General features: G+C 58.5%; 12 protein-coding genes. 6 read left to right on the top strand and 6 right to left on the bottom strand.

The window, feature by feature from the left end; genetic code table 11:
- Positions 1-58: 58 nt before the first annotated feature.
- The 4 genes from QFX16_RS15575 to QFX16_RS15560 all read right to left on the bottom strand — a co-directional run bounded on the left by QFX16_RS15575 (position 59) and on the right by QFX16_RS15560 (position 7,163).
- Positions 59-1,480: an efflux transporter outer membrane subunit gene (locus QFX16_RS15575; protein ID WP_283180376.1), complete on the bottom strand. Its 1,422-nt coding sequence runs from the start codon at positions 1,478-1,480 to the stop codon at positions 59-61.
- Positions 1,477-4,659, bottom strand: a complete 3,183-nt coding sequence (locus QFX16_RS15570) for an efflux RND transporter permease subunit (RefSeq protein ID WP_283180375.1) — start codon at positions 4,657-4,659, stop codon at positions 1,477-1,479. The genes QFX16_RS15575 and QFX16_RS15570 overlap by 4 nt, the downstream gene beginning before the upstream one ends.
- Before the next feature lie 12 nt (positions 4,660-4,671).
- On the bottom strand, positions 4,672-5,925 hold the full coding sequence (gene mexE / locus QFX16_RS15565; RefSeq protein ID WP_008156373.1) for a multidrug efflux RND transporter periplasmic adaptor subunit MexE: 1,254 nt from the start codon (positions 5,923-5,925) through the stop codon (positions 4,672-4,674).
- A 320-nt stretch (positions 5,926-6,245) separates the two neighbouring features.
- Entirely contained in the window at positions 6,246-7,163 is a 918-nt protein-coding gene (locus QFX16_RS15560; protein WP_283180374.1) for a LysR family transcriptional regulator, read from the bottom strand.
- A gap of 268 nt (positions 7,164-7,431) precedes the next feature.
- Here QFX16_RS15560 and QFX16_RS15555 point away from each other — a divergent pair, with 268 nt between their 5' ends.
- The 4 genes from QFX16_RS15555 (at position 7,432) to pgm (ending at position 13,748) form a co-directional block, all read left to right on the top strand.
- Complete coding sequence (locus tag QFX16_RS15555) at positions 7,432-8,454, top strand: zinc-dependent alcohol dehydrogenase family protein (protein WP_056743735.1); 1,023 nt, start codon at positions 7,432-7,434, stop codon at positions 8,452-8,454.
- A 577-nt stretch (positions 8,455-9,031) separates the two neighbouring features.
- On the top strand, positions 9,032-10,522 hold the full coding sequence (locus QFX16_RS15550; RefSeq protein WP_283180373.1) for a hypothetical protein: 1,491 nt from the start codon (positions 9,032-9,034) through the stop codon (positions 10,520-10,522).
- A 67-nt stretch (positions 10,523-10,589) separates the two neighbouring features.
- Positions 10,590-11,990 (top strand): aminotransferase-like domain-containing protein, encoded by a 1,401-nt coding sequence (locus tag QFX16_RS15545; RefSeq protein WP_283180372.1) that lies wholly within the window; start codon positions 10,590-10,592, stop codon positions 11,988-11,990.
- A gap of 111 nt (positions 11,991-12,101) precedes the next feature.
- The gene (gene pgm, locus QFX16_RS15540; RefSeq protein WP_283180371.1) at positions 12,102-13,748 is read left to right on the top strand and encodes a phosphoglucomutase (alpha-D-glucose-1,6-bisphosphate-dependent); all 1,647 of its coding nucleotides are present in this window, start codon (positions 12,102-12,104) and stop codon (positions 13,746-13,748) included.
- A 63-nt stretch (positions 13,749-13,811) separates the two neighbouring features.
- Here pgm and QFX16_RS15535 read toward each other — a convergent pair whose 3' ends face one another.
- Positions 13,812-14,507, bottom strand: coding sequence for a pirin family protein (locus QFX16_RS15535; RefSeq protein ID WP_283180370.1), 696 nt, complete (start codon positions 14,505-14,507; stop codon positions 13,812-13,814).
- Positions 14,508-14,788: 281 nt separating this feature from the next.
- Between QFX16_RS15535 and QFX16_RS15530 the strand changes: the two genes are divergently transcribed.
- Positions 14,789-17,263 (top strand): UvrD-helicase domain-containing protein, encoded by a 2,475-nt coding sequence (locus tag QFX16_RS15530; protein WP_283180369.1) that lies wholly within the window; start codon positions 14,789-14,791, stop codon positions 17,261-17,263.
- Between the two features lie 68 nt (positions 17,264-17,331).
- Here QFX16_RS15530 and QFX16_RS15525 read toward each other — a convergent pair whose 3' ends face one another.
- The gene (locus tag QFX16_RS15525) at positions 17,332-17,604 is read right to left on the bottom strand and encodes a DUF1652 domain-containing protein (RefSeq protein ID WP_008156356.1); all 273 of its coding nucleotides are present in this window, start codon (positions 17,602-17,604) and stop codon (positions 17,332-17,334) included.
- A 264-nt stretch (positions 17,605-17,868) separates the two neighbouring features.
- Here QFX16_RS15525 and QFX16_RS15520 point away from each other — a divergent pair, with 264 nt between their 5' ends.
- Entirely contained in the window at positions 17,869-18,684 is an 816-nt protein-coding gene (locus QFX16_RS15520; protein WP_140682769.1) for a helix-turn-helix transcriptional regulator, read from the top strand.
- Positions 18,685-18,696: the final 12 nt, after the last annotated feature.

The following is an 18,696-nucleotide window of genomic DNA, read 5'->3' as shown; positions in this document are numbered from 1 at the left end:
GAGGCGCAGGGCAAAGGAATTGGTTGGTTGCGGCCAACCAAAGGAGCTCGTTAAAACATTACTTGCTGGCGACCGTCTCTGGTTGCCAGCCACCGCCCAGGGCTTTGTAAATCGCGACAATGCCGCGATACAGATCGACTTCGGCCTGAGCCTGGGTGTCTTCAGCCGCCAGCCGCTCACGTTGAGCGTCGAGCAGGACGAGGAAGTCCGCCGTGCCTTCGCGGTAGCGAATTTCGGCCAGGTCAGCCGCGGCGCGGCTGGATTCGCTCTGACGGATCAGCGAGATCAAGCGTTGTTGACGTTTGCCGTAGTCGCTAAAGGCGTTTTCCGATTCTTCCAACGCCAACAGGACTTGCTGCTCGTAGGTCGCCAGGGCGCCTTCGGCATCAGCATCGGCACCACGTAAACGGGCGCGCACGCTGCCAAGGTCAAACGCAGCCCAGGTAATGCTTGGGCCCAGTGCCCAGGCGTTGGCCGCCGAGGAACCAATCTGCGAACCGCGCCCGGCGGTGAAACCGAGGAAACCGCTGAGGCTGACCCGTGGGAACAAATCAGCCTTGGCCACGCCGATACGGGCGGTGGCAGAGGCCAGTTTGCGCTCGGCGCTGAGAATGTCCGGGCGACGTTGCAGCAGTTCACCCGGATCACCGATCGGGAGGGCCTTGGCAATCGCCGGCAAGTCTTTTGGACTCAAGTCGACGGTCAGCTTGTCCGGCCGTTCACCCAACAGGGTAGCGATGCGGTTTTTCTGCCGAACCTGTTCAGCCTGCAATTGCGGCACGCTGGCTTCGACGGACGCCAGGCGTGCATCGGCGCGGACCACATCGAGCTGATCGCCGACGCCGGCATCACGCAGGCTGACGGTGATCTTGCTCGATTCCTGCTGGTTGTTCAGGTTGGCCAGGGCGATCTTTTCCCGCAGCTGCGCACCGCGCAGTTGACCGTAGGCGTCCACTAGTTCGGCAATCATCGAGACTTGCAGTTGGTACAGATCGGCTTCGAGCGCCTGCTGTTCGGCGTCGGCAGATTCCAGGTTGCGCTGGATACGGCCAAACAGGTCGATCTCCCACGCCATGTCCAGGCCCAGGTCGTAGCGTTCGCTATTGACCCGCTTAGTGGTCTGGCCCGGAATCTGACCCTTGCCCAGATCACTGCTGGCACGGCTGGTGATGGTCGGCATGGCGTCATTGCTGACGTCATCGCGAATCGCTCGCGCCGCTTTCCAGCGGGCAAAGGCCACGCGCAAATCACGGTTGCCTTGCAGCGATTGAGTCACCAACTGGTTGAGGGTCGGGTCTTCGAACTGCTGCCACCAGATGCCTTCGAAACGCGAGCGGTCGAAGTTCCTCTGACCGGCGCTGCCATCGGTGGCACTAGTGATGTTGGCCGGTTCAGTGGCTGGGGTCTTGTAGTCCGGGCCGACGGAACAGGCACTCAGGGCAAGTACCAGAAGGCTCGGCAGGAAGGCTTTCAGGCTCATTGTTGCGCCTCCAGTTTCAGGGCCTTGGCGGCTTTGCGCTTTTCACCGCGCTCCACAAAGTTACGAATCAATACGTAGAACACTGGTGTCAGCAACAGACCGAAGAAGGTCACCCCGAGCATCCCGGAGAACACCGCCACACCCATGGCGTGACGCATTTCGGCACCGGCACCGCTGGAGAAGACCAGAGGCACAACACCCATGATGAACGCGAAGGAAGTCATCAGGATCGGCCGCAGACGCAGACGGCAGGCTTCCAGTACCGCGGCGAGCGGGCTGAGGCCTTCGTCCTCCTGTTTGTCCTTGGCAAACTCGACGATCAGAATCGCGTTCTTACAGGCAAGTCCCACCAGTACGATCAAGCCGATCTGGGTGAAGATGTTGTTGTCGCCTCCCGAAGCAATCACACCGGTGATGGCCGACAGCAGGGTCATCGGTACGATCAGGATCACCGCCAGTGGCAGGCTCCAGCTTTCGTATTGAGCCGCGAGTACCAGGAACGCCAGCAGTACGCAGAGCGGGAACACGAACAGCGCGGTGTTACCGGACAGAATCTGCTGGTAGGTCAGGTCGGTCCATTCGTAGGTCATGCCGTTCGGAAGTTCTTCCTTGAGCAGTTTCTCGATGGCTTTTTCGGCCTGGCCGGAGCTGTAGCCGGGGGCTGCCGCACCGTTGATTTCAGCGGTGATGAAGCCGTTGTAGTGCATCACGCGGTCCGGGCCCGAGGTGTCGCTGACCTTGATGAAGGTCGCCAGCGGGATCATCTCGCCTTTGTTGTTACGCACTTTCAGCTGACCGATCTGGTCTGGTTCGAGACGGAACTGCTGTTCAGCCTGAACGTTGACCTGATAAGTACGACCAAAGCGGTTGAAGTCGTTGGCATACAGCGAACCCAGATAGATCTGCAGGGTGTCGAAGATGTCGCTGACGGCCACGCCGTGGGTCTTGGCTTTTTCGCGGTCGATAGCCGCATCGACCTGTGGCACGTTCACGGTGTAGCTGGTGAACAGGGCGGCCAGTTCCGGCACGTTGTGGCTTTTGTTGATGATGTTCATCGTTTCTTTGTACAGCTCGTCATAACCCAGGTTGCCCCGGTCTTCGATCTGCAGGCGGAAACCACCGATGGTGCCCAGGCCTTGTACGGGCGGCGGCGGGAAGATCGCCATGTAGGCTTCTTGAATCCCGGCGAACTGGCCGTTCAGCGCACCGGCAATCGCACCGGCGGACATGCTCGGATCTTTACGCTCATCGAACGGTTTCAGGGTCACGAACACGATGCCGGCGTTAGGGCTGTTGGTGAAACCGTTGATCGACAGGCCCGGGAAGGCCACGGCACTTTCCACGCCAGGCTGTTTCAGGGCGAGGTCGGACATGCGTTTGATCACGTCTTCGGTGCGGTCCAGGCTCGAGGCGTCCGGCAGTTGCGCGAAGGCCACCAGGTATTGCTTGTCCTGGCCGGGTACGAAACCGGTCGGAGTGCTGGAGAAACCGAAGAAGGTCAGCACCATCAGGCCTGCGTACAACAGCAAGGCGATGCCGCTACTACGGATAACCCGGCCCACGGTGCCGACATAACCGTGGCTGGCCTTGTCGAAGAAGCGGTTGAACGGACGGAACAGCCAGCCACCGAAGATCTTGTCGAGGACCTTGGAGAAACCGTCCTTCGGCGCGTCGTGGCTCTTGAGCAAAACTGCAGCCAGTGCAGGCGACAGGGTCAGCGAGTTGAACGCCGAGATCACAGTCGAGATCGCAATGGTCAGGGCGAACTGTTTATAGAACTGCCCGGTCAACCCGGAGATGAAGGCCGCCGGGATAAACACCGCACACAGCACCAGTGCCGTCGCGATGATCGGACCGGTCACTTCACGCATGGCCCGTTTGGTTGCTTCGACCGGCGTTAGTCCCAGTCCGATGTTTCGCTCGACGTTCTCCACCACCACGATGGCGTCGTCCACCACGATACCGATGGCCAGTACCAATCCGAAGAGTGACAGGGCGTTCAGCGAGAAACCGAACAGGTGCATCACTGCAAACGTACCGATCAGCGAAACCGGCACCGCCACCAACGGAATGATCGAGGCGCGCCAGGTTTGCAGGAACAGGATCACCACTAGAACAACGAGGATCAGCGCTTCGAAGAGGGTGTGAACCACCGCCTCGATGGAGCCGCGCACGAAGATCGTCGGGTCATAGACGATGCTGAAGTCCATGCCTTCCGGGAAGCTCTTTTTCAGCTCCGCCATCTTGTCGCGCACTTCGTTGGAGATTTCGATCGCGTTGGAACCAGGGCGCTGGAAGATAGGGATCGCCACTGCCGGTTGGTTGTTCAGCAGCGAACGCAAAGCGTATTGGCTGGAACCCAACTCAATGCGAGCGATGTCTTTCAGGCGAGTGATTTCACCGTTTTCGCCGGAGCGAATGATGATGTTCTCGAACTCTTCTTCAGAAACCAGACGACCTTGCGTGTTGACCGACAGCTGGAACGCAGTGGCATTCGGTGCAGGAGGTGCACCCAACGCACCGGCAGCCACTTGACGGTTCTGTTCACGGATTGCGGTCACGACGTCGGTGGCGGTCAGGTTACGCGAAGCGGTCTTGTTCGGATCGAGCCAGACCCGCAGCGAGTAATCGCCCATACCGAACAGCTGCACATCACCTACACCACCCAGACGCGCCAGCTCATCCTTGATGTTGAGCAAGGCGTAGTTGGACAGGTAGAGCATGTCGTAGCGTTTGTCCGGCGAGGTCAAGTGCACAACCATGGTCAGGTCAGGCGATGCCTTGTCCACGGTGATACCGATGCGGGTCACTTCCTCGGGAAGTTTTGGCTCGGTCCGGGTCACGCGGTTCTGCACTTGTACCTGTGCGTTATCTAGGTCAGTGCCCAGCGCAAAGGTGATGGTCAGGGTGATCTTGCCGTCAGCGGTGGACTGCGAGGACATGTACAGCATGTTCTCGACGCCGGTGATGGCTTGCTCCAACGGAGCTGCCACGGTTTCACCGATAACTTTAGGGTTGGCACCCGGGAAGTTCGCACGAACCACAACGGTCGGCGGAACCACTTCCGGGTATTCGCTGATCGGCAACTGGAATAGCGAGATGGCGCCGGCGATCAGGATCAGCAGCGAAAGTACCGCTGCAAAGATCGGCCGTGAAATGAAGAATTGGGAAAAATTCATCGTAGTGATCCCTTAACCGCGTGGTGTCGCGGCAGCCAGTTTCACAACCGAACCCGGCGCGACCTTGGCAGGTGCGACTTGGGGCAGGTTGCTGGCTTCCAGCGCTTGTCGTTGTTGTGCGAGTGCCGCGAGGGTTTGTTCACTGGCCATCGGGATCACTTCTGGCGTGACCGGCGAACCAGGGCGAACCCGTTGCAGGCCCTTGACGATGACGGTGTCGTCCTTGTTCAGGCCGCTGCGCACGATGCGCAAACCTTCGATCTTCGGACCGAGCTCGACCGAGCGGTAAACCGTTTTGTTGTCGGCATCCATCACCAGCACGAACTTTTTACCCAGATCGGTACCGACCGCTTCGTCGTTGATCAGCACGGCGGAATAGGTGCCGCTGCCGACCAGTTTCAAACGTGCGTACAGGCCTGGGGTGTAGGCGCCGTCGCTGTTGTCGAACACGGCGCGACCGCGGATGGTGCCGGTTTTCGGGTTGACCTGGTTGTCGACGAAGTTCATCACTCCCTGATGTGGGTTGCCGTCTTCGTTGGAGAGGCCGAGGTACACCGGCGTGGTAGCACCGCGTTTGCCCTGGCGAGCGAGCTGGGTGTATTTGAGGAACACACGCTCGTCAGCGTCGAAGTAGGCGTAGACCTTGTCCGTGGACACCACACTGGTCAGCGCGGTGGTATCGGCGGTCACCAGGTTGCCGGCGGTGATTTCCGCGCGGCTGACGCGACCACTGATCGGCGCGGTGACACGGGTGAAGCTCAGGTTCAGTTTGGCCAGATCCAGTTGTGCCTGGAGGGCTCCGACGGCGGCGCGGGCTTCTTGAGCCGCACTGGTGCGCGAGTCAGCCAGCTCGGCGGAGATCGCGTTGCTGGTGCGCAGACGCTCACCGCGTTGGGATTCGTTTTCGCTGCGGGTGGCGTTGGCGCGGGACTGGGCAACCAGGGCTTCGAGGCGGCGAACCTCGGCCTGGAATGGACGCGGGTCGATCTGAAACAACAGGTCGCCTTTCTTGACCAAAGCGCCTTCAGTGAAGGCCACTTCATCGATCTGGCCAGAGACCCGTGGACGAATTTCTACGGTTTCCGGCGCTTCGAGGCGGCCGGTGAATTCGTCCCACTCGTTAACCGGTTGTTCCAGCACCTTGGCCACGCTGACCTTGGCTGCGGGCATAGTGGCGGCCGTGTCCGGAGTCTTGCCGCAGGCGCTCATCACCAGTACGGCCAACAAGGCCAACGGGAAGCGCAAATGTTTGAGTGATTGTTCCATGGATGCATCCGCCAATGTATTGAGAATGGACGGATGATGCTCGGCGAGGTTGTATCGCACGAATCGAATGAGACAAAGGTAACTATCATTCGGAATGATATAAGCGCCAGCCAAGCTCTCTAGCGTGCACCTTTCGTTAGGCGGCTATCAATTGGATTGATGACAATTCAGTGTTGCGGGGAATGCAAAGGTTCAGCTTGAGACCGGGTTGCGGCCTTCGCGAGCAGGCTCGCTCCCACAGGGATTTGTGAACACCGCAAACCAATGTGGGAGCGAGCCTGCTCGCGAAGAGGCCATCAGTACCGATACAACAATCAGGGTCAAGCGAGGCTATCAGGATCCCCGAAAAACATCTGAATCCTTGAGCGCAACCAACGCTCGCCCGGATCATTATCCTGCGACCCACGCCAGGCCATGTGCAATTCAAAACTGCGCACCGGCAACGGTGGATCTTCAGCCCGCACACCGCCGGCCGCCGTCAACGCTTCAGCCGTGTAATCCGGCACTGTTGCGACAATATCGGTCCCGCTGATGAGTGTGCTGAGTCCGTTGAACTGTGGCACTGCGAGCACCACATGTCGTTTGCGTCCGAGCTTTTCCAGCTCTTCATCTATAAAGCCGCTCAGGTCACCGGCGAACGACACCAGTGCATGAGGCCGTGCGCAGAAATCATCCAGGCTCAACGGCCCCGGCACCGTGTCGGCCCGCAACAGCTTAGGCATGCTGCGACGCAGTATTTTGCGCTTGGCGTTGGCCGGCAGGTCGGCGGTGTAGCTGACGCCGATAGAAATTTCGCCCGAGGCCAGCAGGCTCGGCATCAGGATGTAGTTGGCCCGGCGCACCACCAGCACGATCCCCGGTGATTCGGCGCGCAGGCGCTTGAGCAGCATCGGCAGCAGGGCGAACTCGACATCGTCCGACAGACCGATGCGAAACACCGCGGTGCTGGTCGCCGGGTCGAATTCCGCCGCACGACTTACCGCGGTGGAAATCGAATCCAGTGCAGGCGAGAGCAGGGCGAAGATTTCCACCGCCCGGGCGGACGGTTCCATGCTGCGGCCGGTACGCACGAACAACGGATCATCGAACAGCCCGCGCAGGCGCGAGAGCGCCGCACTGATGGCCGGCTGCCCGAGGAACAATTTCTCCGCAGCGCGGGTCACACTGCGTTCGTGCATCAATGTTTCGAAAACGATCAACAGGTTCAGGTCGACACGACGCAGGTCATTACGATTCATCTGGAGTCCTGGCAGAGTCATCAAGCTTGACGAGAGCGGCCATATGAGAACAATGGCCGGCGTGAATATTAAGGGGAAAGGCTGCTACTCTGCACCGAGTAATTCAGTTTTCCTGAAAAGGCTGCTTCGGTTTTCACGGCATTTGACGATGTCGCCGGCGCTGCGGAATCAATGACAGGCATGTCGACTATTAATAGCCACTGATAGTCTTGGGTAGAAAGCCCAGATAGAGTTCAGGGCATTAGAGGTTTCTTTGACGAGGTTTGCGATGTCCCGCACGATCCGTTTTCACAAGTTTGGTCCAGCCGAGGTGCTCAAATGCGAAGAGCATGCGGCCGCTCTCCCTGCACCGGGCGAAGTGCAGGTGCGCGTCGAGGCGATTGGCATCAGCTGGTACGACATTCTTTGGCGCCAGAACCTGGCCTCGTCCCACGCTCGTCTGCCTTCAGGCCTCGGCCATGAAATGTCCGGCGTCGTGACGGCGGTTGGCGAGGGCGTCGATGACCTGGCTGTAGGTGACAAGGTCGCCAGCTTCCCGGCTGAAAGCCCCAACGATTATCCGGTCTACGGCGAGCAGATCGTTCTGCCGCGCTCGGCACTCACCCGTTATCCGGACGTGCTCAGCCCGATCGAAGCCAGCGTGCATTACACGCCGCTGCTGATCGCTTACTTCGCTTATGTCGATCTGGCACGGGTCAAACCCGGGCAATTCGCCCTGGTGACCGACGCCAGTCACTGTGCCGGTCCGTCCTTTGTACAACTGGGCAAGGCTCTGGGTATCCGGGTCATTGCCGCGACCAAGACAGCGGAAGAGCGTGAGAATCTGCTGTCCCTGGGTGCCGAGAAAGTCATCGTCACCGAAGAGCAGGATCTGCTGATGCAGATCAACAAGATCACCGACAACCGTGGCGTGGACGTTGTGTTCGACGGTCTCGGCGGTCCACAGATGTCGTTGCTTGGCGATGTGCTTGCACCTCGCGGCAGCCTGGTGCTGTATGGCCTGCAAGGCGGCAACCAGACGCCGTTCCCGGCCTGCGCAGCGTTCCAGAAGAACATCCAGTTCTTTGTGCACTGCATCGGCAACTTCACCGGCAAGCCTGAACTGGGCATCATCCAGGACCAGGTCGCACTGCAACGCGCCTTGCGCGACATCAACCAGATGACCGCCGACCGCGTGCTGCTGCCGCTCAAGACTCGGGTCTTCCCGTTTGCCGAGTTTGTCGAAGCACACCGCTACATGGACGAATGCCCATGCCGCGAACGGGTCGCCCTTCAGGTCGAACCTGCATAAGCCCTTCATGTAAGCCCCTCTGCATGAGTCCGTGCCCCCACGGACTCTCCTGTTTTCAGCTCCTGCCAAAATGAGACGTCCCATTGCCCCGTCAATGGGTCAGTTCAGCAACTGAACTGGTTTTTGCTCTCAATCTGTATCTTCTAATCATCATATAAGCCTTGATAATTGAATGATTACTTTCATCTCAAGGAATGAGTCATGGCTGGGTATCAGGTTGATACTTTTAAATACACACTGTTAATACATATCCGACCAATAGTTCGTCGTTGCGCAGTTGCCAAAAAAACATGGGTGACTTCTTTCTCTATTTCTTGTGCTAATTGTCTGTGGGACGCTGTCGGACATTTCCTAGGATGTCGGTCGCAGTCTCAAGAGGCCGGCTCTACAGGGGTTGGCGGCCACCTGTCTTTGGCGCGAGCAGGGGAGACTTCTAGTTATTTCAAATAATTACTAAAAGCTTAAGTGCTAGCATTTGGCAATAACGTCCAGTACTTCAATCGTGGCAAGCAACCCATTGCGCAATGCGTGTCGTTGTTGGCGCGATATCGAACTTACAAGCATCAGGTAAATAAAGATGACCAATATCCATGACCAAGCGATGAACTATGTCTATCAGCAAGTATTGCAGCGATTGCTGAGTTTCTTCTCGCGCGCCGAACGCACGGCATTGCAGCTGATGATTCAGCGACTGGTGGTGGCCGCCGGGGGTATGGAGCGTATTGGCGATTACAAGGTACTGGCGATTCAGTCCGGCTCCCGCGACAGTTGTTACACCCTGGCGCTGCTGCGCGCTGCACAGCTGAGTATCGCAGGCCGGGCGCCAGCGACATTCCAGTTGCGAGTGGCATCCTTGCGCTTGAACGGCGCAAGCCCGACGGCCCTGGAAAACATCCATCGCAGCTACAGCGCCTTGTTCCTCTACGACGATCCTCGGGTCGAAGTGTTGATGGTCGATAACCGGGAAGTCCTGCCGTTCAACCACCTGACGCCGATTTCCGAAGGCGGCCGTGAGTCGAATCGGCTCAATCTTTTGATGGTGGGCCATTGCCGCGCCTGGAACGGGCCGCTTGATCTGTGGGACGACGGGTATCTGGCCACCGGCGAGTTCTATGGGCAAATAGCTCGTTGGGACAGCGGTGTCGATGCGTTGATCAGCAGCGACTCACCTCGTCAGCAGAAGCAGTTTCTCGACGGGTTGAAACGTGCTGCCGCCAAGGCCGGGCTCAAGACCTCGAATCACCACGAAACCGGCTACGAGGTGCTTTTCGCGCTGCTCGATGAACTGGGCTGCGACTGCTACCGCGCTTTTTATGCTGAGCATGACCAGGTTGCGTGGCGTCCGGCCGAACGATTTGAGGCCTGTCGTCGCACCACGTACATCGACATTCACGACATGCTGGTCAGCAACCTGGAAGAGCGTTGGCCGCTGCTCACAGAGTTTCTCGGTTTTCAACCTGACGAACTGGGGGCTCAGCTCAGCGACAACGAGTACGTCAGCCTTTCTATCTCTGCACACATGCGGGGTTTGCAGTCGTGCTTCGTGCACGACCGCGGCTACGAGACGGGTGTCGCCGAATACCTGCAACGAGCCTTGGTGATGATGCGGCGCAAACAACTGGCGGAACGGTTGTGCGAGCAAGCGGTAGAGGTGTTCGGTAATCCGGCAACGTTGGCCGAGCAGCGCATGCTGGCAGCGGCCGAGGCTCAAAAAAACCTTGGCCTGAGCGAGGCTCAACTGGTGTGCCTGCTCTTTTCACCTTTCGTCGAGAATGGCGCGGCGCTTGAGCGTTTTCTGCGTCAGTGCCACCCCGGCATGCTCGTGGCGATGCCTGATTTGCACCGGGCAATGCAGGGCAATCCGGTGCCGGAGCAGGTTCTGCAATGGATGACCGACGTCAGCGGGTTGCCGGTCAGCTTGATCGGCAAGCTTTACCGCATGGGCCCGGTGTCTGCGGATGAGGGTAGGGCAGGCGCCCCGGAACTCGGCGACGCGGGTTTGCAAGCCGAAGCATCCGACTTTGACGACGACACGGCGGTGGCGGATGAATGGTCAGCGGGGCGCTGAAAGTGCGCGGCTTGACAGATTTCCTGACGATGCATGAAGACGTTCACACGGCATTCGGCCCTCGCCCATGAAAGGGCCACGAGAAACTGACTTCGCGTATCAGGCGGTGTACCGATATCTGACTAACCTGATCAACGAACCGGTCAGTGACACGCGAGTCCGTCTGCCTTCGTTGCGACAGTTGGCGGAGCGTCTGAGCGTATCGATCTCGACCATTCAGTACGCTTATTCGCTTCTGGAGAAGGAAGGGCGCGTTTATTCGGTCGCCAAGTCCGGATATTACGCGTTACCGGTGTCCTCCATCAGCACGCTCAGCAGTGGCAACGACCTGCTCGAAACCGTTTATGTCAACGCCAGGCGTCCCGGTATGCTGGTCTTGAGCGCCGATGAACCGGCGTTGTTGCAACCCCTCGACAGTCCGTTGTTACTGCTGGAACGAGAACTGCTGCGCCAGTATCCGCGTCAGCCGCAACCGACATCGCAACCTTGCGGCGAGCTGGAGTTGCGCATTGCCCTGGCAGCGCGCTACACCTCCTCGCCGCTGCGCTGCTGGCACGCCGACGATGTCTATATTGGCGCCGACCTGCGTGGCGTGCTGGAAATACTGATCGCTGTGTTGAATCTCAAGGACGCCACGGTGTTGGTCGAGTCGCCGTGCGACTGGGCGATTCTGCGGTTGCTCCAGGCTGCGCAGGTGCGAGTGATCGAGCTGGCGGTGCAATCCAGCGGTGGCCTGGACGTCGAATGGCTCAAGGAGCTGCTGGAGACCGAGCCGGTGCGGCTGGTGATGGTTTCATCGGGGCTGAACATGCCGCGGGGCAGCCTGGCACCCGACGACAACCGACAAGTCGTCGCGCAGTTGCTGGAACGACATGGCAGTTGGGTGTTGGAAAACGACTGCTACGGCGAACTCGGATTCGAACCGGACGGCCAGCGGTTTCGCGACTTGCTGGACCCCGATCGGCTGATCGTGTTTTCCACGTTCGAGAAAATCATCGGACCGGAGGCGCCATACGGCTATCTGCTGTCGCGGCATTTCAGTGCTGAACTGCAACGGTACTTTCTGCTGCGTTCGTTCCGCTTGTCACCGATTCGCCAGAAAGCCATCGCTCGCTTGTATGGCAATGGACGTGTCGATCAGCATCTTCAGGTATTACGGCGGATGCTCAAGGACCGCAAGGTGCAGATGACTCAGCTGTTGCAGGAGCGTCTGGGAGATGCCTTGCACTTTGTCGAACCCCAGGGCGGCGCAACCATCTGGGTTCGTTCGCTGCGCCAGGTCGATGTACGTCGGGTGTTCCAGCGCCTGCTCAAGCACCAGGTGGTGATCGCACCGGGAGAGCTGTTCAGTCTCCAGGGCTTGCATGCGCAACACTTGCGCCTGAGTCACACCTTCGGCGGTGATCACGACCTTGCCGCGGCAATGGGCTTGTTAGGGGACGCCTTGCGTCTGGAGTCGATCGACTGAACGGGGCCACACACCCTCCGTGACACTCATGGATCGATCCCATCGCGTTGCGGTCGAACTGCCAGTAAACTGCGTTCCTATTCCTGAACCACTCGACTTCAGAGGTTTTGCATGACACTCAGTCCTTTTGCGGGCAAACCGGCACCGGTAGAACTGTTGGTCGACATCCCGCGACTGGTTACGGCCTATTACACCGGCCAGCCCGATGCCGCCATTTCGACCCAGCGCGTAGCTTTTGGCACGTCCGGGCACCGAGGCAGCTCGTTCGACTTGAGTTTCAACGAATGGCACGTTCTGGCGATCAGCCAGGCGATCTGCCTGTACCGCGAAGCCCAGGGCATCGACGGCCCGCTGTTCGTTGGCATCGACACCCACGCACTGTCCACCCCGGCCGGCGCCAGTGCCCTTGAAGTGCTGGCCGCCAACGGCGTGACGGTAATGATCGCCGAAGGTGACGAATACACCCCGACACCGGCCATTTCCCACGCCATTCTCTGCTACAACCGCGGGCGTACGTCGGGCCTGGCGGACGGCATCGTCATCACGCCGTCCCACAACCCGCCGCAAAGCGGTGGCTACAAATACAACCCTACCAATGGTGGCCCGGCCGATACCCACATCACCAAGTGGATCGAAGCCAAGGCCAACGAACTGCTGAGCAACAAGCTCGCCGGCGTCAAACGCATCAGCTACGAGCAGGCGCTGAAGGCCAGCACGACCCATCGTCACGATTACCTCAATACCTACGTCGCCGACCTGATCAACGTGATCGACTTCGACGCCATCCGTGATGCCAAGCTGCGTCTGGGTGTCGATCCGCTGGGCGGAGCAGGGGTGCGCTACTGGTCGGCGATTGCCGAGCATTACCGTCTGGACCTGGAGGTGGTCAACAAACAGGTCGATCCGACCTTCCGCTTCATGACGGTCGACTGGGATGGTCAGATCCGCATGGACCCATCGTCCACTCACGCCATGCAGGGCCTTATCGGTCTGAAAGAGCGTTTCGATGTAGCATTCGCGTGCGACCCGGACCACGATCGTCATGGCATCGTGACCCCGTCCGGTGGTTTGCTCGCGCCGAACAACTACCTCGCCGTATCGATCGACTACCTGTTCCAGAACCGTCCGCAATGGCGCGCCGATGCGGCCGTGGGTAAAACCGTGGTCAGCAGCGGCTTGATCGATCGCGTGGCAAAACGTCTGGGTCGTCGCCTGTACGAAGTGCCGGTCGGTTTCAAGTGGTTTGCTGACGGCCTGTTCGACGGCTCTCTGGGCTTCGGCGGTGAAGAAAGTGCCGGTGCGTCGTTCCTGCGCAAGGATGGCAGCGTCTGGTGCACCGACAAGGACGGTTTGATCCCGGCACTGCTGGCCGCAGAAATGACCGCCCGCACCGGTCGCGACCCAAGTCAGGCCTATCGCGCCTTGACCGATGAGCTGGGCGAACCGTTCTCGGTGCGCGTCGATGCCAAAGCCAATCCTGAGCAGAAGGCACTGCTGAGCAAATTGTCGCCGGACCAGGTCACCTCGACCCAACTGGCGGGCGAAGCGATCCAGAGCATCCTCAGTCATGCACCGGGTAACGACCAGGCGATCGGTGGTCTGAAAGTCATGACCGAGAACGGCTGGTTCGCGGCGCGTCCGTCGGGCACTGAAGACATTTACAAGATCTACGCTGAAAGCTTCGTCAGTGACGAACACCTCAAGCAATTGGTAGCAGAAGCGCAAACACTGGTGGACGGCGCGATCTCTGCGAAGTAATCCAGAATGTAAAAAGGGGCGGCCATCACGGTCGCCCCTTTTTTTTGACCCGCATTTACAAGATCAAGCCAGGTCCACCAAGACGATTTCACTGTCTTCGATGGCGGTCACCCGCAACACTTGCTCATCGGCAACCGCAATACCGTCTCGAGCTTGTGCACGCAAGCCATTGACTTCAATGACGCCGGTGGCCGGTACCAGATAGGCACGGCGGCCATTGTCCAGGCGATACTCGGCGGATTCACCGGCCTTCACGTTTGCGGCCACGAATCGGGCGTCTGCTCGAATCCGCAGGCTTTGATCGTCGCCGGCCTTACCACTTGCCAGTGTCACGAAACCTTCGCGCTGACCTTTTGGAAAAGGCTTGGCGCCCCAGGACGGTGCCAAACCGGATTCGTTCGGGATGATCCAGATCTGGAATATCTTGGTCTCGGTCGCTTCCAGGTTGTATTCACTGTGGGCGATCCCGGTGCCGGCGCTCATGACCTGAACGTCGCCCGCTTCGGTACGACCCTTGTTGCCCAGGTTGTCTTCGTGCGTGATTGCGCCTTCACGGACATAAGTGATGATTTCCATGTCCCGGTGCGGGTGTTTCGGGAACCCGGTGCCAGAGGCAATCACGTCGTCGTTCCACACCCGCAGGTTGCCCCAGTTCATGCGTTTTGGGTCATGGTACTCGGCGAACGAAAAGTGGTGATGAGCATCCAACCAGCCATGGTGGGCGCCGCCCAGGGAGTTGAAGGGTCTGAGTTCAAGCATGATCGTCTCCTGAAAAGGTTCGTCATGGGGCAGGAGCGCCTGAGCCACGAAACGCGAACCGGTGGTTGATGGCGAGCATCATCTATCAGGCACTGATCGATAAAAAGCGTAAAAATTGCCTCAATACAATCGAATAATTTGATATCAAATCACCTCGAAAGATTCTCACCCAACCTTCACTTCATCGCATAAGCCAATGACCTGTAAGCATTTCACTAGAACTGAACGGCAAATGCAGACACCATAGCCCTCAACAGCCTCACACCCTGGAGTCAGCCCGCGTGCCGCAACACACCCCCGATCTTCCTCCTGAACTTCGTCCCCTGGCCGAGATGCCGCTGCTCAAGCGTCTGGCCGCCCGGTTCTTTGGTCACGGCCTGACGCGTCTGCGCGCACAACACCGAGCATCCTGGCTGCACGGCCAGGCCGACGGCTTTCGCAGTGGGCACAGTGCCGGGGTGGATTACGGCTATAAGGAAGGCAAACTTGAAGGGTTGGAGGAAGGCCGGCAGGTATTGTTGATTCGTGACTCGCGTTCGACCGAACACCGGCCGCCCAACGTTGACGAGAATCTGTTCGACGATTGGCGTCTGCCGTTGAGCGCTGAGTTGAAGAAGCGCATGAAGACGGATGTCGCTCGACTGCTGCCACCGCACGCCCAGCCCAGCGCTGCGCAGTGGAAAATGATCTTCAGCGACACACCCTCGACCTCGGTGATTGCCGGCGCGGGTGCGGGCAAGTCGACCACGTTGGTGTTGCGTATTTTGCTGCTGACCCATTATCTGGGGTTCGAGCTTAGTTCGATGACGGTGGTGACCTTTACCCGTGAATCGCGCAAAGACTTCATCAATAAACTGATCGAGCTGTTTGCACTCTGGGGCCGGTCGCTCAGTTTCAAAGAGGCGCGTGATCTGGTGCGCACCTTCCATTCGCGAATCCTGCCAATGGTTCGCAGCCTGCCAGGCTTCGAGCGGCTGCAAGCCTTCGAAAACCTCAGTCACCGTGCGCAAAACGGCGATGAGGAGGTCGACAGCAATCCTTTCGTCCTGCGCATCAACGACGCTCAGCGCCAACAACTCAATGCTTGCTACCACAGTCTGCACACTCGTGATGAGCGCTTCCGCGAATTGATCAAACCATTGTCCCGTCATGCGCTACAGCTCAAGGAGCTGGAGCGCGATCACCCGGACGTGCAAAAGCGCATGGCCGTGACCGAACTGGCCGCCAAGCGTGATGAAGAGCTCTGCGACGCTATCGAAGACTTGTGGTTTCGCGCGGGTGCCTGGCCAATCAAAGGCATCGAGCCGAAGCGCCAGACATTCGATATCAACGGTTCAACATTTCATTGTCATGGCTATATTCCGAGCCTGGACGCTTGGGTGGTGCTGGGATTCGATCCCCGGGAGAACCCGCAGGTCAGCCGCCCTAATGCCAAATTGAGCGTGCGCGCGGAATGGGCGGTCAAGCGAACCCTGTTTCAAGCTTTCTGTCGTAAACCATTGATATGGCTTGATAGTTACGAGTCATCAAAGCGTGTATTGGCGTCCCTTGGAGGCGATGCCAGTGCCGGGCCGGGCTTCGACTACAAGGTCAAGGGCGAGCTCAGCTCTGCGCCGTTACTGGACTGTTTTGTCGCTGCGGCGGGGTTTATCGAGAACCTCGGCCTGGATGTACCCACTGCCGTGGGCCAGATGAGTTTTGCCAAGGACGACCCGGACCGGTTTTTCTTCGAGGCCTTGAGCCTGTACTGGCGAGCGCTGGAAGATCATCTGCTTGATCAGAAACCACCGGTGATGACCTACAACCGGATGTTCGCCTTGTTCAGCGAACATTCGCCGGAAAACCTGAAACTGCTGAGCGACGAGCTGCTCAGGCCGATGTCGCACTTGATGGTCGACGAATTTCAGGACGTATCGCCGCAGATCGTTTCCTGGATCCGCGCCAGCCTGACGGAAATCCGCAGTCGCGGGCCCGCCATGCACGTGGGGCGCGGAGCACAACGTTCGTCCTTGCTCTGTGTCGGCGATGATTGGCAGTCCATCTATGGCTGGCGGGGCAGTTCGCCGACGTATTTCATGGAATTCAACAAGGAATTTCCGTCGCCGAGCACGACCAAAGTCATGCTGAGCGACAACTACCGTAGTCACCAGCACATCATCGATGCCGCCGAACATATCGTTCGTGCGGCGCCGGCGATCGCTGGCAAGAAGGCCAAGGCCAGTGGCGAGCCGAAGGCATTGCTGCCGGTTAACGTTCTCGATCGTGACGATCAAGGCATGGCCAAACGCCTGATGGAGCACTACAGAAAGGGCGATTCGATCTTGATGCTTTATCGAAAAAGTAGCGATAAATCATTGATAGAAGAGCATATTCAGTCTGTAGTTAATGTGGATTCTAGCTTGCCGTACGAAACGCGGCGGCTGAAGCAGCTGACTTATCACAGCGCCAAGGGACTTCAGGCTGACGCCGTGTTCCTGCTGGGTGATTGTCAGCACCTGACCAGTTCACCGTACAAGAACCAGGTCTACCGCATGGCGGGTCTTGGCAAGACAGGCGACAGCGAAGCATATGACAGCGCACAAAAAGACGAGATCCTGCGCCTGGCTTACGTCGGCATCACTCGGGCGGTGAGTCATTGCTATTGGTATGTCGATGGGCAAGACACCCAGGCAGCCAATCTGCCTAAAGCTTCCGATCGGATCGACAAGGGCAAGGCGTTCTTTGCCGATCACCGACAGGGCAAGACATCGGCGTGAACCGTAAAAAATCTTCGCGCGCACAAAAAAGCCCACTTAACGTGGGCTTGTTGTTGAGTGTTCAGCCTTCAGGCATAGCTCCTGAGGGCGGCTGGCGGAATGAAAGCCTCAAGCTCGTCTTCCACCGCTTCGATTATCCGTTCTACATCCGCAGCATTCATTACCGTCGCGCAAGGAATGCCGGCGATGGCGATCATGGTCTCGCCACTGGCACGGTCAAATAGACGGGCAATCATGCTGCCCGGCGCATCCATGCTCGCCTCGAAACCCATGGGATGAAAATGCCAGCGCATCAGCTGGCAGGCGTTTGGAAAGGTGACTTTACTGAACCCTTTATTCATGTGTAGCCCGCCTTATTCATCGAGCGCTTCCTTTAGCTCATGTTAGGAGGGAAGAGCCTTCAATGGCTCAACCGGTGACTGCCTTTAAAAGTAGCATCCGGATGTGAAACTAATGTGGATTTTTCAGGCCGTTTAGCGATTGGTTCAGTTTTTTTTGATGCAGGTCACGTGGATGGCGGTTCTTAGGCAGTTGGCCACCATTGGTTGGCCATTGAAGCTGAGACGGAATTTCGGCAAGCTCGGCTTTTTCTCGCCGAGTCCTTTATGCACGCCGATGATGATGGTCCGCTGCAAACCCAGGCCACGGGCGACACGGTGATGCGTTATCACTTGCGCTGGAAACACCGGGACCTGGACGGGGTGATGGCGCTCTATCACCCAGAGATTCAGTACAGCGATTTTTTCCAGAACCGTGTGATGGGGCTGTCCGAACTACGTGAATACGTGCGCAGCAGCATGCCCCGCGATCCTGATGAGGCCCTGGAGCATTCGGACCGTATCCGTCTGGACGGCAACACGGCGTTCATTCAGTACCGTATAACCCTTCGCGGCGGTGAAGGCCTGGTGTCATTCCGGGCCAGCGAGGCGATTACCGTACGTGACGGACTGATCTGGCGGGTCAACGAATATGCCTCGCTGGTGCATGAACAGCCCGTCAGCAAAGCCGCCAGCAGCCAACGCCCTGCGGTCAGTCGACTCGGGCTATCTGCACGCCAGCTGAGCTTCATGGCTGAAGATTTGCAGCAGTACTTTCAGCGCCAACAACCTTACCTCGATCCCGAACTCGACCTGCAACGGGTGGCGAAGGAATGCGGGTACAGCCGCAATCAGATTTCCTATCTGCTGAATCAGGTGCTTGGCCAGAGCTTCTACCGATACGTCAACCAGGCGCGCCTGCAGCATTTGCTCGCGGCACTGGATAACGCCACGCCGCCACTGCGTATCGACGAACTGGCGTTTGCCGCCGGGTTCAATTCGCTGTCGGCGTTTTATAGCTGCTTCCGCCAGCACACCGGCCAGTCGCCCAAGGCCTACGTAAAACAAATTTCTTTGCGTGCACGCGCGCAAGACAGCCTCTAAGTCCACGCACTA

Origin of the sequence: Pseudomonas svalbardensis (genome assembly GCF_030053115.1) — a bacterium.
Taxonomy (GTDB): domain Bacteria; phylum Pseudomonadota; class Gammaproteobacteria; order Pseudomonadales; family Pseudomonadaceae; genus Aquipseudomonas; species Aquipseudomonas svalbardensis.
This window is presented reverse-complemented; position numbering and strand designations above follow the sequence as displayed.

Coding starts and splice junctions, on each gene's coding strand:
- QFX16_RS15575 (WP_283180376.1), bottom strand. CDS start 1,480: ATGAGCCTGAAAGCCTTCCTGCCGAGCCTTCTGGTACTTGCCCTGAGT.
- QFX16_RS15570 (WP_283180375.1), bottom strand. CDS start 4,659: ATGAATTTTTCCCAATTCTTCATTTCACGGCCGATCTTTGCAGCGGTA.
- mexE (WP_008156373.1), bottom strand. CDS start 5,925: ATGGAACAATCACTCAAACATTTGCGCTTCCCGTTGGCCTTGTTGGCC.
- QFX16_RS15560 (WP_283180374.1), bottom strand. CDS start 7,163: ATGAATCGTAATGACCTGCGTCGTGTCGACCTGAACCTGTTGATCGTT.
- QFX16_RS15555 (WP_056743735.1), top strand. CDS start 7,432: ATGTCCCGCACGATCCGTTTTCACAAGTTTGGTCCAGCCGAGGTGCTC.
- QFX16_RS15550 (WP_283180373.1), top strand. CDS start 9,032: ATGACCAATATCCATGACCAAGCGATGAACTATGTCTATCAGCAAGTA.
- QFX16_RS15545 (WP_283180372.1), top strand. CDS start 10,590: ATGAAAGGGCCACGAGAAACTGACTTCGCGTATCAGGCGGTGTACCGA.
- pgm (WP_283180371.1), top strand. CDS start 12,102: ATGACACTCAGTCCTTTTGCGGGCAAACCGGCACCGGTAGAACTGTTG.
- QFX16_RS15535 (WP_283180370.1), bottom strand. CDS start 14,507: ATGCTTGAACTCAGACCCTTCAACTCCCTGGGCGGCGCCCACCATGGC.
- QFX16_RS15525 (WP_008156356.1), bottom strand. CDS start 17,604: ATGAATAAAGGGTTCAGTAAAGTCACCTTTCCAAACGCCTGCCAGCTG.
- QFX16_RS15520 (WP_140682769.1), top strand. CDS start 17,869: ATGCACGCCGATGATGATGGTCCGCTGCAAACCCAGGCCACGGGCGAC.